At 45.5% G+C, this 19,966-nt stretch carries 1 protein-coding gene (running past one end of the window); it reads left to right on the forward strand.

Annotated elements, in window-relative coordinates:
* Positions 1 to 19,966 carry the 5' portion of a retention module-containing protein gene (locus BCU75_RS18995; protein ID WP_102474749.1) on the forward strand. Its footprint extends 7,778 nt past the window's final position, so the window shows 19,966 of its 27,744 coding nt (coding positions 1–19,966); the start codon lies at positions 1 to 3; its stop codon lies off the right edge, out of view.

The following is a 19,966-nucleotide window of genomic DNA, read 5'->3' on the forward strand; positions in this document are numbered from 1 at the left end:
ATGGATATTGAAGTTTCGCGCCAGGCGGCAGTAGTTGAAGCAGTGAGTGGAGATGTTGTCGTAGTTAAGCCTGACGGCAGTGCCAGAAAGATTTCAGCTGGTGATATTATCCGTGCAAATGAGATCGTTATTACTTCGAACGGATCTGAAATTCTATTAGGTGTTCAAAACGCTGCTATTCCAGTGGGCGAGAATTGTATCGGTTGTGTTGACAATAATGTAGCGTGGGTAGAAGCGCCAATTGCAGGTGAAGTCAATTTTGACTTAGAGCAAGCGGACGCAGGAACCTTTACTGATGATGACCTTGCTGCTATCCAAGAAGCCATTTTAGGTGGTGCCGATCCGACTCAAATTTTAGAAGCAACGGCTGCTGGTGGCGGACTAGGTTCCGCAAACGCCGGCTTCGTGACGATTGACTATAACTACACACAGACTCAGCCATCGACTTTCTTTGAGACCGCAGGCCTAGAAGTACAAACTGTCGATGAAGACAGAGAAGAATTCAGAACGATCACTCGTTCATCGGGCGGTCAATCAATCAGTGAAGTGCTTACTGAAGGCTCCATTTCTGGCAATACCTATCCCCAATCTATAACAACGACAGAAACGATTATTGCTGGTAGTTTAGCGCTCGCACCTGATTCTTTTGTTCCAGAAGCTTTATCCCTTACTTCACTGCTTAGTGAACTAGATAGCGACATTACTTCAAGCGGTCAACCTGTCACGTTTACTTATGATTCTGCAACGAATTCTATCGTTGGTGTTCAAGGTACCGACGAAGTATTACGTATCGACATTGATGCCGTCAGTGTTGGCAATAACCTGGAGCTTTCTCTAACTACAACGATTTCTCAGCCGGTTGACCATGTACCGTCTGTTGGCGGTGGTCAAGTTTCCTACACTGGCGATCAAATCGATATCGCCTTCGATATTCAAGGTGAAGACAGCGCTGGGAATCCGCTAGCAACACCCGTCAACGCACAAGTTTCAGTATTTGACGGGATAGATCCGTCTGCTGAAAGTGTCAATATCACTAATGTTGAAACTAGCAGCGCGGCAATCGAAGGGACGTTCTCGAATATTGGTAGTGATAACCTTCAATCAGCCGTATTTGATGTAAGTGCACTCGACCAGTTTGATGGGTTGCTCAGTGACAATCAAAATACGCTTGCCAGACTTTCTGATGATGGAACATCGATTACTGTGTCCATCCAAGGCCGAGGTGAGGTTGTTCTCACTATTTCTCTCGACACCGATGGCACCTATAAATTCGAACAGTCTAATCCGATAGAGCAAGTTGGCACCGAATCACTGACGTTCGCTTTGCCGATCACGATTACTGATTTTGACCAAGATGTTGTAACCAATACGATCAATATTGCCATTACTGATGGCAATAGCCCTGTTATCACTAATGTTGACAGTGTTGATGTTGATGAAGCGGGCATTGTTGGTGGCTCACAAGAGGGCACAGCGCAAGTGTCTGGCAGCGGCAGTATTACGGCAGATGTTTTTGAAAGTGACATCATTGACCACTATGAACTCGAACCGGCAGAATTTAATACTGGTGGCACCTTGGTTTCAAATGGTGAGGCCGTCCTACTTGAGCTTATTGATGAAACCAACGGTATAAGAACTTACGAAGGTTATGTTGAGGTCAATGGTTCGAGAGTTACAGTCTTTGACGTTAAAATTGATAGCCCTTCATTAGGGAGCTACGAATTTAATCTGTATGAAGAGCTTTCACATCAAGGTGCTGAAGATGCGCTGTTAACTTTTGCTCTGCCTATTTATGCCGTTGATGCGGATGGAGATCGTTCTGCACTGTCCGGAGGTTCGAACACACCAGAAGCCGCTGAGATTCTCGTCAACGTTAAAGACGATGTCGTTGAGTTAGTTGATAAGGTTGAATCAGTCACCGAGCCGACCTTAGCGGGCGATACCGTTGTTTCGTATAACCTATTCAACTTCGAAGGCGCCGATGGTTCGACAATTCAATCGTTCAACTACGACGGTGTTGATTATTCATTAGATCAAAGTTTATTGCCTGATGCTGATCAGATCTTCAGTTTTACAGAGGGTGTGGTCACTATCTCACTGAATGGTGATCTCAGTTTTGAAGTCGCTCGTGATATCGACCACTCAAGCAGCGAAACTATCGTCAAACAGTTTTCATTTTTGGCTGAAGATGGTGATGGCGATACTGATACTGCAACACTTGAACTGAGTATTACCGATGGTCAGAACCCAACAATAGATCTTATTCCACCTGTCACTTTATCTGAAACAGACCTAGCTGATGGTTCTGCGCCAAGCGGAAGTACTGTTAGCGCAACCGAGACGATTGCCTTTACCGCGGGCAGTGATGATGTGGCGAGCTTCCGTATTGAACCAACCGAGTTCAATGTGGGTGGTGCACTGAAATCGAATGGTTTTGCGGTCGAGATAAAAGAGGACTCTGCTAACCCGGGTACTTACATCGGCTTTATTACCGATGGTTCGAATACTCAAGTTCCAGTGTTCACTATTGCCTTCTCTACGAGCACGTTGGGCGAATACACCTTTACTTTGTTGGAAGCGTTGGACCATGTAGATGGCCTAGCGAATAACGATCTGAGTTTTGATCTTCCTGTATATGCGGTAGACAGCGATGGCGATGATTCTTTGGTGTCTCAACTGAATGTGACTATCGGTGATGATGTTCAAATCATGCAAGACGGTACGTTAGATATTATCGAGCCCAATCTTGCAGACGGCACAATCACAACCAATACCATTGATGTGATGCCAAATCAGAGTGCCGATGGTGCGACGATCACTCAGTTAACTTATGACGGTGTCGTAAACACACTGGATCAAAGTATTTCAGGCGAGCAGCAGTTCAGTTTCACAGAAGGTGAGCTGTTTATCACTCTTGAAGGAGAAGTGCGCTTTGAGCCGAACCGCGATCTAGACCACTCAGTGAGTGAAGATATCGTGAAGTCGATAGTTGTGACTTCAAGTGACTTCGATAACGACTCTCTGACTTCTACTGTAACGCTGACCATTACCGATGGTGATAACCCTACGATTGACGTTATTCCAAGCGTTATCCTCTCTGAAACTAATCTGAGTGATGGCTCTGCTCCAGGTACCAGCGCGGTAAGTTCGACTCAAACCATCACGTTCACCAACCAAAGTGATGACGTTATTCGTTTCCGTATTGAGCCAACAGAGTTCAATACTAACGATGATCTTAAATCGAACGGTCTAGCTGTTGAGTTGCGTGAAGACCCTGTAGGGTCGGGTGACTATATTGGTTTTACGACCAGTGCCACAAACATAGAAACTACAGTATTCACATTAAGCTTTAATTCTGGGGCATTAGGCGAATACACGTTCACGCTCATCGAAGCATTAGACCACCAAGATGCCCGAGGCAATAACGACCTCAGCTTTGACCTACCTGTTTATGCGGTAGACAGTGACGGCGATGATTCACTGATGTCGCCGTTAAATGTCACTATCGGCGATGATGTTCAAATTATGCAAGACGGTACGTTAGATATCGTTGAACCAAATCTTGCTGATGGCACGGTAACAACTAGCATTTTCGATGTGATGCCGAATCAAAGCGCTGATGGCGCAACGGTGACGCAATTTTCTTATGATGGCCAGCTTCGAACGCTGGATCAAAATGACATTGGTGAGCAACAGTTTAGCTTCACGGAAGGCGAATTATTCATCACGCTTCAAGGCGACGTGCGCTTTGAGCCCAATCGTAATCTAGATCACACGCTGAACGAAGACATCGTGAAATCGATCGTGGTGACGTCTAGTGACTCCGATAACGATGTGCTGACCTCAACCGTCACGTTGACCATTACCGATGGTGATATCCCAACCATTGATAATGTTCCAACTGTGAACTTGTCTGAAACTAATCTTAGTGATGGCTCTGCACCAAGCGGCAGCGCGGTTAGCTCAACTCAAATCATTACCTTTACCAACCAAAGTGATGATGTAACAAGTTTCCGTATTGAACCGACTGAGTTCAACGTCGGTGGTGCTTTGACATCAAACGGCCTGGCGGTTGAGCTAAAAGCTGACCCAACTACTCCGGGTGGTTACATCGGTTTTGTTACGGATGGTTCAAACGTTGAAACCAACGCGTTCACGATTAGCTTCTCGGATACTAATTTAGGCCAATACACCTTCACCTTACTCGAAGCGTTAGACCATGTGGATGGCTTAGCTAGGAATGATCTGAGCTTTGATCTTCCTGTTTACGCGGTTGACAGCGATGGCGATGATTCACTGGTGTCTCAGTTAAATGTAACCATCGGTGATGATGTTCAAATCATGCAAGGTGGTACGTTAGATATCACTGAGCCAAACCTTGCAGACGGCACAATCACAACCAACACCATCGATGTGATGCCAAATCAGAGTGCCGATGGTGCGACGATCACCCAGTTTATGTATGACGGTCAAGTTCGAACTCTGGATCAAACGGACAATGGTGAGCAGCAATTTAGCTTCACAGAAGGTGAGTTGTTCATCACTCTTCAAGGTGAAGTTCGCTTCGAGCCAAATCGAAACTTAGACCATACGGCTAGCGAAGACATCGTTAAGTCGATTGTGGTGACCTCAAGCGATTCAGACAACGATGTACTGACTTCCACAGTGACGCTAACCATTACGGATGGTGATATCCCAACCATTGATGCCGTGCCAAGCGTTACTTTGTCTGAAACGAATCTTGTAGATGGTTCTTCACCAAGCGGCAGTGCAGTAAGTCAAACTGAGACCATCACCTTTACCAATCAAAGCGACGATGTGGCGAGTTTCCGTATTGAGCCAACCGAGTTTAATGTGGGCGGTGCACTAAAATCGAATGGATTTGCGGTTGAGATAAAAGAAGATTCTGCTAACCCGGGCACTTATATCGGTTTTATTACTGATGGCTCGAATACCGAAGTTCCGGTATTCACCATTGGCTTCTCTACGACCACATTAGGGGAATACACCTTTACTCTGCTTGAAGCGCTAGACCATGTGGATGGTTTAGATAATAACGAGTTGAGCTTTGATCTACCTGTTAATGCGGTTGATACGGACGGTGACGATTCATTGGTGTCTCAACTCAATGTGACTATCGGTGATGATGTTCAAATCATGCAAGACGGTACGTTAGATATTATCGAGCCAAATCTTGCAGACGGCACAATCACAACCAATACCATTGATGTGATGCCAAATCAGAGTGCCGATGGTGCGACGATCACTCAGTTCACTTATGATGGTGTCGTAAACACACTGGATCAAAGTATTTCAGGCGAGCAGCAATTCAGCTTCACAGAAGGCGAACTGTATATCACCCTTGAAGGTGAAGTGCGCTTTGAGCCGAACCGTAATTTAGACCACTCGGTAAGCGAAGACATCGTGAAGTCGATTGTGGTTACTTCAAGTGATTTTGATAATGACGCTCTGACTTCAACCGTAACGCTGACGATTACGGATGGTGATAACCCTACGATTGACGTTATTCCAAGCGTTACTGTTTCTGAAACTAATTTGAGTGATGGCTCTGCTCCGAGTAGCAGCGCGGTAAGCTCCACTCAAACCATCACGTTTACCAATCAAAGTGATGATGTGGTTAGTTTCCGTATGGAGCCAACGGAGTTCAATACTAACGATGATCTTAAATCGAATGGTTTAGCCGTTGAGCTACGTGAAGATCCGGCAGGGTCGGGTGACTACATTGGTTTTACTACCAGTGCGACGAATGTCGAAACCACGGTATTTACGCTGAGTTTTTCTAGCACCACATTAGGTGAATATACCTTCACTTTGCTTGAAGCCTTGGACCACCAAGATGCCCGTGGCAACAACGACCTCAGCTTTGATCTACCTATTTACGCGGTAGACAGTGATGGTGATGATTCACTGATGTCGCCGCTCAATGTGACTATCGGTGATGATGTTCAAATCATGCAAGACGGTGCGTTAGATATCGACGAGCCAACCGTCGCAGATTTGGCCGCTGGCACAGTGACAACTAACACCATTGATGTGATGCCAAATCAAAGTGCCGATGGCGCAACGGTGACGCAATTCACTTATGATGGTCAGCTTCGAACGCTGGATCAAAATGACAATGGCGAGCAGCAGTTTAGCTTCACAGAAGGCGAACTGTTCATCACTCTTCAAGGTGACGTGCGATTCGAGCCCAATCGTAATTTAGACCACACGCAGAACGAAGACATCGTGAAATCGATCGTGGTGACCTCAAACGATTCTGATAACGATGTGCTGACGTCAACCGTTACGCTGACCATTACCGATGGTGATATCCCAACCATTGATAATGTGCCAACTGTGAACTTGTCTGAAACGAATCTGAGTGATGGCTCTGCACCAACCGGCAGCGCGGTTAGTTCAACTCAAACCATTACCTTTACCAATCAAAGTGATGATGTGACCAGCTTCCGCATTGAACCGACTGAGTTTAATGTTGGCGGTGCTTTGACATCAAATGGATTGGCAGTCGAACTGAAAGCTGACCCAACCACTCCGGGTGGTTATATCGGTTTTGTGACTGATGGTTCGAACGTTGAAACCAATGTGTTCACGATTAGCTTCTCAGATACCAATTTAGGTCAATACACCTTCACCTTACTTGAAGCACTAGACCATGTAGATGGCTTGGCAAATAATGATCTGAGCTTTGATCTTCCTGTTTATGCGGTCGATAGCGATGGCGATGATTCACTGGTGTCTCAGTTAAATGTAACCATCGGTGATGATGTTCAAATCATGCAAGGTGGTACGTTAGATATCACTGAGCCAAATCTTGCAGACGGCACAATTACAACCAATACCATTGACGTGATGCCAGAGCAAAGTGCCGATGGTGCGACGATCACTCAGTTTACCTATGATGGTCAGCTACGAACACTAGATCAGAATGACACCGGCGAACAGCAATTTAGCTTCACGGAAGGTGAGTTGTTCATCACCCTTGAAGGTGAAGTGCGCTTCGAGTCAAATCGCAATCTAGACCATACGGCTAGCGAAGACATCGTGAAGTCGATTGTGGTGACCTCAAGTGATTCAGACAATGACGTGCTGACTTCAACCGTTACGCTGACTATTACCGATGGTGACATTCCGACCATTGATGCAGTGCCAAGCGTTACTTTGTCTGAAATCAATCTAGCTGACGGCTCTGCGCCAAGCGGCAGTGCAGTGAGTCAAACTGAGACGATTACTTTCACCAATCAAAGTGATGATGTAGCAAACTTCCGCATTGAACCAACCGAGTTCAATGTGGGTGGTGCACTTAAATCGAATGGATTTGTGGTCGATATAAAAGAAGACTCTGCTAACCCAGGCACTTATATCGGTTTTATTACTGATGGCTCGAATACTGAAGTTCCGATATTCACCATTGGCTTCTCTACGACCACATTAGGTGAGTACACCATTACTCTGCTTGAAGCGTTAGATCATGTGGATGGTTTAGATAACAACGATCTGAGCTTCGATCTGCCTGTTTATGCGGTTGATACGGACGGCGACGATTCACTGGTGTCTCAGCTTAATGTGACCATCGGTGATGACGTTCAAATCATGCAAGATGGCACCTTAGATATCATCGAGCCAAATCTTGCCGACGGCACGATCACAACCAATACCATTGGTGTGATGCCAAATCAGAGTGCTGATGGTGCGACGATCACTCAGTTTATTTATGATGGTCAGCTACGAACACTTGATCAAAATGACACTGGCGAACAGCAATTCAGCTTCACGGAAGGTGAGTTGTTTATCACCCTTGATGGGGAAGTGCGCTTTGAACCTAATCGCGATCTAGACCATTCCGTTAGCGAAGACATCGTGAAGTCGATTGTGGTGACTTCAAGTGATTTTGATAATGATTCTCTGACCTCAACCGTAACGCTGACGATTACGGATGGTGATAACCCGACGATTGATGTTATTCCAAGTGTTACGCTTTCTGAAACTAACCTGAGCGATGGCTCTGCTCCGAGTGGCAGCGCGGTAAGCTCGACTCAAACCATTACTTTTACCAATCAAAGTGATGATGTGGTTCGTTTCCGTATTGAGCCAACGGAATTCAATACTAACGACGCGCTTAAATCGAACGGTTTAGCCGTTGAGTTACGTGAAGACCCGGCAGGGTCGGGTGACTACATTGGTTTTACTACTAGTGCGACGAATGTCGAAACCACGGTATTTACGCTGAGTTTTTCTAGCACCACATTGGGTGAATATACCTTCACTTTACTTGAAGCGTTGGATCACCAAGATGCTCGAGGCAACAACGACCTCAGCTTTGATCTACCTGTTTATGCGGTAGACAGTGATGGCGATGATTCATTGATGTCTCCGTTAAATGTCACCATCGGTGATGATGTTCAAATCATGCAAGATAGTACGTTAGATATCGTCGAGCCAACCGTCGCAGATTTGGCCGCTGGCACAGTGACAACTAACACCATTGATGTGATGCCAAATCAAAGTGCCGATGGCGCGACGATCACTCAGTTCACTTATGATGGTCAGCTTCGAACACTTGATCAAAATGATAACGGCGAGCAGCAGTTTAGCTTCACCGAAGGAGAGCTGTTCATCACTCTTGAAGGTGAAGTGCGCTTTGAGCCTAATCGTAATCTAGACCACACGCTGAACGAAGACATCGTGAAATCGATCGTGGTGACGTCTAGTGACTCCGATAACGATGTGCTGACCTCAACCGTCACGTTGACTATTACCGATGGTGATATCCCAACCATTGATAATGTTCCAACTGTGAACTTGTCTGAAACTAATCTTAGTGATGGCTCTGCACCAAGCGGCAGCGCGGTTAGCTCAACTCAAACCATTACCTTTACCAACCAAAGTGATGATGTAACAAATTTCCGTATTGAACCGACTGAGTTCAACGTCGGTGGTGCTTTGACATCAAACGGCCTGGTAGTCGAACTGAAAGCCGACCCAACTACTCCGGGTGGTTACATCGGTTTTGTTACGGATGGTTCAAACGTTGAAACTAACGTGTTCACGATTAGCTTCTCGGATACCAATTTAGGTCAATACACCTTCACCTTACTCGAAGCGTTAGACCATGTTGATGGCTTGGCAAATAATGATCTGAGCTTTGATCTTCCTGTTTACGCGGTTGACAGCGATGGCGATGATTCACTGGTGTCTCAGTTAAATGTAACCATCGGTGACGATGTTCAAATCATGCAAGGTGGTGCCTTAGATATCACTGAGCCAAATCTTGCAGACGGCACAATTACAACCAATACCATCGATGTGATGCCAAATCAGAGTGCCGATGGTGCGACAATCACTCAGTTTAATTATGACGGGCAAGTTCGCAATCTGGACCAAACTGACAATGGTGAGCAGCAATTTAGCTTCACGGAAGGTGAGTTGTTCATCACCCTTGAAGGTGAAGTGCGCTTCGAGCCAAATCGTAATCTAGACCATACGGCTAGCGAAGACATCGTTAAGTCGATTGTGGTGACCTCAAGCGATTCAGACAATGACGTACTGACTTCCACAGTGACGCTGACCATTACGGATGGTGATAACCCAACCATTGATGCAGTGCCAAGCGTTACGCTTTCGGAAACTAATCTTACGGATGGGTCAGCTCCAAGCGGCAGTGCAGTAAGTCAAACTGAGACGATTACTTTCACCAATCAAAGTGATGATGTAGCAAACTTCCGTATTGAGCCAACCGAGTTCAATGTGGGTGGAGCACTAAAATCGAACGGATTTGCGGTCGAGATAAAAGAAGATTCTGCTAACCCAGGTACTTACATCGGTTTTATTACCAACGGTTCGAACACAGAAGTTCCAGTTTTCACGATTGCCTTCTCTACAAGTACGTTGGGCGAATACACCTTTACCTTACTTGAAGCGTTAGACCATGTAGATGGCCTAGATAAGAACGATTTGAGTTTTGATCTGCCTGTTTACGCTGTCGACAGTGATGGCGATGATTCACTGGTGTCTCAACTCAATGTGACCATTGGTGATGATGTCCAAATCATGCAAGACGGTACGTTAGATATCATCGAGCCAAATCTGGCTGATGGAATAATCACGACCAATACCATTGATGTGATGCCAAATCAGAGTGCTGATGGCGCGACGATCACTCAGTTTACTTATGACGGAGTCGTAAACACACTCGATCAAAGCATGTCAGGCGAGCAGCAATTCAGCTTCACGGAAGGCGAACTGTTTATCACCCTAGAAGGTGAAGTGCGATTTGAGCCAAATCGTAATTTAGACCACACGGCAAGTGAAGACATCGTGAAGTCGATCGTAGTGACTTCAAGTGACTTCGATAACGACTCCCTGACTTCAACTGTAACACTGACGATTACCGATGGTGATATTCCAACCATCGATGCGGTACCAAGTGTTACCCTTTCTGAAACTAACCTGAGCGATGGCTCTGCTCCGAGTGGCAGCGCGGTAAGCTCAACTCAAACCATCACGTTTACCAATCAAAGTGATGATGTGGTTCGTTTCCGTGTTGAGCCAACGGAATTCAATACTAACGATGATCTTAAATCGAACGGTTTAGCCGTTGAATTACGTGAAGACCCGGCAGGGTCGGGTGACTACATTGGTTTTACTACCAGTGCGACGAATATGGAAACTACGGTATTTACACTGAGTTTCTCTAGCACCACCCTAGGTGAATATACCTTCACTTTGCTTGAAGCCTTGGACCACCAAGATGCCCGTGGCAACAACGACCTCAGCTTTGATCTACCTATTTACGCGGTAGACAGTGATGGTGATGATTCACTGATGTCGCCACTCAATGTGACTATCGGTGATGATGTTCAAATCATGCAAGACGGTGCGCTCAATATCACTGAGCCGACGGTCACTGATTTAGCAGCAGGCAAACCGACGACTGCTATTTTCGATGTGATGCCGAATCAAAGTGCCGATGGCGCAACGGTGACGCAATTCACTTATGATGGTCAGCTTCGAACGCTGGACCAAAATGACAACGGCGAGCAGCAGTTTAGCTTCACAGAAGGCGAACTGTTCTTCACTCTTCAAGGTGAAGTGCGCTTTGAGCCTAATCGTAATCTAGACCACACGCGTAGCGAAGACATCGTGAAGTCGATCGTGGTGACGTCTAGCGATTCTGATAATGATGTGCTGACCTCAACCGTCACACTGACCATTACCGATGGTGATATCCCAACCATTGATAATGTGCCAACAGTCAACTTGTCAGAAACTAATCTGAGTGATGGCTCTGCTCCGAATGCAAGTGCCGTAAGTTCAACTCAAACCATTACCTTTACCAATCAAAGTGATGATGTGGTGAGTTTCCGTATCGAACCGACTGAGTTTAATGTTGGTGGCGCTCTCACATCAAACGGATTAGCGGTTGAGCTAAAAGCTGACCCAACCACTCCGGGCGGTTACATTGGTTATGTTACTGATGGCTCGAACGTTGAAACTAACATTTTCACGATTAGTTTCTCAGATACGAACTTAGGCCAATACACCTTCACCTTACTTGAAGCATTAGACCATGCGGATGGCCTTGCAAATAACGATCTGAGCTTTGACCTGCCGGTTTATGCTGTCGACAGCGATGGTGATGATTCACTGGTGTCTCAGCTTAACGTAACCATCGGTGATGATGTCCAAATCATGCAAGGTGGTGCCTTAGATATCACTGAGCCAAATTTTGCAGACGGCACAATCACAACCAATACCATCGATGTGATGCCAAATCAGAGTGCTGATGGCGCGACAATTACTCAGTTCACTTATGACGGTCAAGTTCGAACGCTTGATCAAACGGACAATGGTGAGCAGCAATTTAGCTTCACGGAAGGTGAGTTGTTCATTACTCTTGAAGGTGAAGTACGCTTCGAACCCAGTCGTAATTTAGACCACACGGCTAGCGAAGACATCGTGAAGTCGATTGTGGTGACCTCAAGCGATTCAGACAATGACATACTGACTTCAATTGTTACTCTCACCATTACCGATGGTGATATTCCAACTATTGATGCGGTGCCAAGCGTTACCTTGTCAGAAACCAACCTTGTTGATGGCTCTGCGCCAATCGGCAGTGCAGTAAGTCAAACTGAAACGATTACTTTCACGAATCAAAGTGATGATGTGACCAGTTTCCGTATTGAGCCAACCGAATTCAATGTGGGTGGAGCACTGAAATCGAATGGATTTGTGGTCGATATAAAAGAAGACTCTGCTAACCCGGGGACTTATATCGGTTTTATTACCGATGGTTCGAACGCTGAAGTTCCAGTGTTTACCATTAGTTTTTCGGTAACCACGCTAGGTGAGTACACCTTCACCTTACTTGAAGCGTTAGACCATGTGGATGGTTTAGATAAGAACGATTTGAGCTTCGATCTGCCTGTTTATGCGGTTGATACGGACGGCGATGATTCACTGGTGTCTCAGCTTAATGTGACCATCGGTGATGATGTTCAGGTCATGCAAGATGGTACGTTAGATATCACCGAGCCCAATCTGGCTGACGGAACAGTCACAACCAATACCATTGATGTGATGCCAAATCAGAGTGCCGATGGCGCGACGATCACTCAGTTTACTTATGATGGTCAACTACGAACGCTTGACCAAAATGACTCTGGCGAGCAGCAATTCAGCTTCACGGAAGGCGAACTGTTTATCACCCTTGAAGGTGAAGTGCGATTTGAGCCAAATCGTAATTTAGACCACACGGTGAGCGAAGATATTGTGAAGTCGATAGTCGTGACCTCAAGTGACTTCGATAACGATCCGGTGACTTCAACCATTACGCTAACCATTACTGATGGTGACAATCCGATTATTAATACGGTGCCGAGCGTTGTACTTGAAGAAGCTGACTTAACTGACGGCTCATCGCCAAGTGGTAGCGCAGTAAGTCAAACTGAAACGATCACTTTCACTAATCAAAGTGATGATGTCGAGAAATTCCGTTTAGAACCAAGTGAATTTAATACTAACAATGCGCTCAAGTCCGATGGCTTGATCATTGAGATTCGAGAAGAACCAACAGGCTCAGGCAATTACATTGGTTTCACGACGGATATTTCGAATGTCGAAACCACGGTGTTTACTCTCAATTTCAGCAGCACTACTTTGGGTGAATATACCTTTACGCTTCTGGAAGCCATTGACCACACGCCTATTCAAGGTAATAACGACCTAACATTCAACGTGCCAGTTTACGCTGTCGATAGCGACGGTGATGATTCTCTGATGTCTCCGCTGGCAGTAACTATCACTGATGATATTCAAGTGATGGTTAATGACTCTCTCACAATTGAAGAGCCAACGGTTGCAGATTTGGCAGCAGGTACTCCGACAACTACCACCGTTAATGTTCTTGATGAAGAAGGTGCTGATGGGACGACCATTACTCAGTTCACTTACGATGGTGGGGCGGTATTAACGCTTGACCAAAACGATACGGGTGAGCAGAAGTTCGTGGTTGCTGATGGGTCATTGTATATCACCCTACAAGGCGATATTCGTTTCGAACCAAATCGTAACCTAGACCATACTGGTGGCGATATCGTTAAGTCGATAGTCGTAACCTCAAGTGATTCTGATAGCGATCTTGTGTCTTCAACGGTAACGCTAACCATTACCGATGGCGATATCCCAACGATTGACACTGTGCCAAGCGTTACGCTGTCAGAAACGAATCTGAGTGACGGATCTGCTCCGAATACAAGTGCGGTAAGTTCAACTCAAACCATTACCTATACCAATCAAAGTGATGATGTGACGAGCTTCCGTATTGAACCGACTGAATTTAATGTTGGTGGTGCTCTCATATCAAACGGCCTGGCAGTCGAGTTAAAAGCCGACCCAACCACGCCGGGTGGCTACATCGGCTTTGTGACAACGGCTCCGAATGTTGAAACTAACGTGTTTACGATTAGCTTCTCGGATACCAATTTAGGCCAATACACCTTCACCTTACTTGAAGCATTAGATCATGTAGATGGCTTAGCGAAGAATGGTCTGACTTTTGATCTTCCTGTTTATGCCGTTGATAGCGATGGTGATGATTCACTGGTGTCTCAACTGAATGTGACCATCAGTGATGACGTACAGGTCATGCAAAACCAAGCGCTTAATATTATTGAGCCAACGGTTGCTGATTTGGCTGCGGGTACTCCGACGACAGCCACTGTTGATGTGATGCCTAGTCAAAGTGCCGATGGTGCGACAATCACTCAGTTTATCTACGATAACGGAGCGGTAATAACGCTCGATCAAAACGATACGGGTGAACAAAAGTTTGTCTTTGCTGAAGGTTCACTGTTCATCACCTTGCAAGGTGAAGTACGCTTCGAGCCAAATCGCGATTTAGACCACACAGCTAGCGAAGATATTGTGAAGTCGATTGTGGTGACCTCAAGCGATTCAGACAATGACGTGCTGACTTCAACCGTTACGCTGACCATTACCGATGGTGATATTCCAACCATTGACGCAGTGCCAAGCGTTACTTTGTCTGAAACCAACCTTGCGGATGGGTCTGATCCGAGTAGCGGCGCAGTAAGCCAAACTGAGACGATTACTTTCACCAATCAAAGTGATGATGTGACCAGTTTCCGTATTGAGCCAACCGAGTTCAATGTGGGCGGTGCTCTGAAATCGAATGGATTTGCGGTCGAGATAAAAGAAGACTCTGCTAATCCAGGCACTTACATCGGCTTTATTACCGATGGTTCGAACGCTGAAGTCCCAGTGTTTACCATTAGTTTCTCGGCAACCACGCTAGGTGAGTACACCTTTACCTTACTTGAAGCGTTAGACCATGTAGATGGCCTAGATAAGAACGATTTGAGTTTTGATCTGCCTGTTTATGCTGTCGACAGTGATGGCGATGATTCACTGGTGTCTCAACTCAATGTGACCATTGGTGATGATGTCCAAATAATGCAAGACGGTACGTTAGATATAACTGAGCCAAATCTTGCAGACGGAACAATCACAACCAACACCATTGATGTGATGCCAAATCAGAGTGCCGATGGCGCGACAATCACTCAGTTTACTTATGATGGTCAGCTACGAACGCTTGACCAAAATGACACTGGCGAGCAGCAATTCAGCTTCACGGAAGGCGAACTGTTTATCACCCTGGAAGGTGAAGTGCGATTTGAGTCAAATCGTAATTTAGACCACACGGCAAGTGAAGACATCGTGAAGTCGATTGTCGTTACTTCAAGTGATTTTGATAACGATCCGGTGACTTCAACCGTTACGCTGACTATTACCGATGGTGATATTCCAACCATCGATGCTGTGCCAAGCGTTACGATCTCAGAAACAAACCTAGCTGATGGTTCTGCACCAAATGCTGGCGCGGTCAGCTCAACACAGACGATTACTTTCACCAACCAAAGTGATGATGTGGTTCGCTTCCGTTTGGAACCAACCGAGTTCAACACTAACGATGCACTTAAATCGAATGGCTTAGCGGTCGAACTGCGTGAAGATCCTCAAGGTTCTGGTCAGTATGTTGGTTTTACTACCAGTTCGTCTAATGTGGAGACGACAGTATTTACGCTGGACTTCAACGCTGGAACCTTAGGCGAATACACATTTACGTTAATCGAAGCCCTGGATCATCAAGATGCGCGTGGTAACAACGATTTAAGCTTTAATCTACCAGTGTATGCGGTTGATAGTGATGGTGATGATTCGTTAGTTTCTCAGCTTGACGTGACTATTGGTGATGATGTGCAGTTGATGCAAGACGGCACAATCACCAGTCGTGAGCCTGCAACAAGTGTTGAAACATCAAATACCTTTGATGTGATGCCAAGTCAAAGCGCCGACGGAGCGAAAGTCACTTCATTTGTTTTCGATGGTAATACTGCAGAAAGCCTTGATTTAAATGTAAATGGTGAACAAAAGTTCGTTTTCACGGAAGGCTCGGTATTCATTACGACGGAAGGTGAGATACGTTTCGAACCTGTGCGTAATCAAAACCATTCAGGTGGTGATATTACCAAGTCTATTGAGGTGACGTCTGTTGACCTTGATGGCGATATTGTTACTTCGACCGTGACACTGAAGATTGTTGATGGTGACCTTCCTACTATCAACCTTGTTCCCGGAATTACGTTATCTGAAGTGGATCTGGCTGATGGCTCTGTGCCAACGGGCAACCCAGTGACAATGACACAAACCATTACCTACACAGTGGGCAGCGATGATTTAAGCCATTTCAGAATTGATCCTACTCAGTTCAATATTTCTGGGGCTTTGAAATCGAACGGCCTAGATGTCGAAATAAAAGAGCAGCCAGCTAATTCTGGTAATTATATTGGCTTCGTTAAAGACGGTTCTAACGTAGAAACCAACGTCTTCACGATCAGCTTCTCGACGAGTAATTTAGGACAATACACCTTCACACTGCTTGAAGCGTTAGATCATGTAGATGGATTACAAAACAATACACTAAGCTTCGATATACCTGTTTTAGCGGTTGATGTGGATGGTGATGATTCTGCAATGTCGCCTATGACGGTTACGATCACCGATGACGTACAAGGTGTTCAAGATGGTACTTTAAGTATCACTGAGCCTTCACTAGCTGATTTGGCATCGGGTATACCACCAACGACGCCAATCATTGATGTTATGCCAACGCAGAGTGCTGATGGCGCGAAAGTGACACAGTTTACCTACGATGGTGGTACTGCCGTTACATTAGACCCAAGCATTTCCACAGAACAAGTATTTACTGTAACCGATGGCTTATTGTATATCACCATTGAAGGGGAGGTTCGTTTTGAACCGAGCCGAGATCTCGACCATTCATCTGGCGATATCGTAAGAACGATTGTTGTCACCACCAGTGATTTTGATAACGATACCGATACTGCGGATGTCACTTTGACGATCAAAGACGGTATCGATCCAGTTATCAACGTGGTTCCAGATGTTAACTTATCGGAAGTCAACCTAGCAGATGGCTCGATGCCAAGCGGTTCTGCGGTAAGTTCGACTCACACAATCACTTATACCGAAGGAAGTGATTACTTTAGTCATTTTAGAATTGCTACCAACGAATTCAATCCTGGCGATCTGCTGAAATCAAGTGGTCTTGTCGTTCAACTCAAAGAAGATCCGGCTTCAGCAGGTGATTACATCGGTTTTACTGATGATGGGGCAAGCAATGTCACTAACGTATTCACAATTCGCTTTGATAGTGTCAACAAAGGTGAGTTTACTTTTACCTTGATTGAGGCGCTTGATCACCTTAATGGTGTACTGCATAACGATCTAACTTTCCGTCTATCGGTTTACGCTGTTGATACAGATGATTCTGAATCAACGAAACGCGATGTGGTGGTTACGATAGAAGATGACATCCAGCAAATGCAAGATGGCTTCTTAACCATTACCGAACCAAACTCAGGGTCACCCACAACTGCTACGGTAGATGTGATGCCGTTACCAAGTGCAGACGGTGCGAACATTACGCAATTCACGTACGACGGTGGCTCTCCGATTACCCTGAATCAAAACAACAATGGCGAACAGGAGTTTACTTTCACCGAAGGTTCATTGTTTGTGACGTTAACGGGTGATGTAAGATTCGAACCAAACCGCAACTTAGACCATTCTGCAGGTAACATTGTTAAGTCAATTGTGTTCACCTCTTCAGATTTCGATAACGATATATTTTCGTCGACGGTTACGCTCACCATTATTGATGGTGATGGACCAACAATCGATGTTGTGCCGGGTGTGGCATTGTCAGAAAGTTTACTTGCTGATGGTTCTACGCCTAGCTTAAACCCAGTAAGTATGACTCAAACCATTACTTCACTTGCAAGCAGTGATGATATTGCTGAAATAGTGGTGGAAGTAGGGCTGTTCAATACCAATGGCGCGTTGAAGTCGGATGGTTTGTCACTGAGTTTACGTGAAGACCCTGTAAATTCTGGCGACTACATTGCGTTTACTACTAATGGTTCAGGTACCGAGAAAGTCATATTCACTCTGGATTTTGATGACACGAATCCGAGCCAATATACGTTTACTCTTCTTGAACGTTTAGATCATGTTGATGGTTTAGGAAATAAAGATCTGAGCTTTGATCTTTCTGTTTACGCAGAAGATACCGACGGTGATGTTTCAGCGTCTAAACCGCTGACTGTCACCATCACCGATGATGTTCAACTGATGCAATCGGGTGCGCTCAACATCACTGAGCCAACCACGGGAACGCCTACTACAGCAGTCTTCGATGTTATGCCTGCGCAAAGTGCAGATGGCGCGACAATTACTAAGTTTGTGTATGACAATCAACCTGAGATGGCTTTGGTACAAACGAATACTGGCGAGCAAGAGTTTGTATTCACCGAGGGCTCTTTGTTTATCAATCTTGAAGGGGATGTACGTTTTGAACCTAACCGCAATCTAGACCACTCTGGTGGCGATATCGTCAAGACCATTACGGTGACATCTGAAGATAAAGATGGCGATATCGTGACGTCTACAGTGACGTTAACTATTGCCGATGGCGCGCCACCAACTATCGACACCGTACCGACTGTCGAGTTGGCTGAAGCAAATCTGGTTGATGGCTCTTCACCGGGCTTACCTGTGAGCCAAACTGAAACCATTACTTTCACAGCAGGAAGTGATGATGTTAGCTACTTCCGCATTGATCCGGCTCAATTCAACACATCAGGTGATCTGCAAGCGGATGGTTTGGTGGTTCAACTAAAAGAAGATCCTCTGAACAGCGATAATTATATTGGTTACGTTGAGAGCGGCGGTGTCCAAACGGATATCTTCACCATCACGTTTAGCAGCGTGGTTCTAGGAGAGTACACATTCACCTTGTTGGAAGAGTTAGATCACCTGCCAGTACAAGGTAACAATGATCAAATCTTCACCTTGCCAGTTATAGCAGTCGACAAAGACAACACTGACTCAGTGATGAAACCTCTTACGGTGACGATTACCGATGATGTACCAACCATTACTGACACCACTGTCGCGAGTACGTTTGTGGTTGATGAAGATGATTTGGGCACTCTGGCACAAGCGACGGGTTCGTTTGTAACCACTGAAGGTGCAGACCAAGTTGAGGTTTACGAACTACGTAATATCTTAACGCTGGAAGCAACACTATCGTCGGGCAGTGAAGGTCTTAAGATCACCGAAATCACTGGTGCTGCTAATACGACTACCTACCAAGGGGCAACCGACCCAAGTGGAACGCCAATTTTCACATTAGTGTTGACTGATGATGGAGCTTACACCTTTACCTTGCTTGGCCCTCTCAATCACGCTACGACACCGAGTAACCTCGATACATTAACAATACCATTTGATGTTGTTGCGGTTGATGGTGATGGTGATGATTCTAACCAATATGTATTGCCAATCGAGGTGCTAGATGATGCTCCGGTAATGTCGGCGCCAACCGGTGAAACAGTTGTTGATGAAGACGATCTTACCGGGATTGGTTCAGAACAATCTGAAGACACCATTATTAATGGGCTGTTTACCGTCGATGAAGGTGCCGATGGCGTTGTTAAGTATGAACTGGTTGACGAAGATTTGGTTCTGACGGGCTTAACCTCCGATGGAGAAAACTTAGAGTGGCTAGCTGTTTCACAGATTGGCACAACATTTACTTACGTTGCTCAAACTGCAACGAGTAATGAAGCGGTGTTCGAGATTATTTTCGATACCTCGGATAACAGCTATCAATTTGAACTGTTTAAACCACTTAAGCACCCTGATGGCGCTGATGAAAACAACATCGAACTTGGTTTCTCAGTTGTGGCTGAAGACTTTGACCAAGACCAATCAAACGCGATTGATCTGACAATCACAGTGACGGATGATGTTCCATTGGTGACAACTCAATCGA

It is taken from the genome of Vibrio splendidus, assembly GCF_002873455.1.
GTDB classification, from domain to species: domain Bacteria; phylum Pseudomonadota; class Gammaproteobacteria; order Enterobacterales; family Vibrionaceae; genus Vibrio; species Vibrio splendidus_J.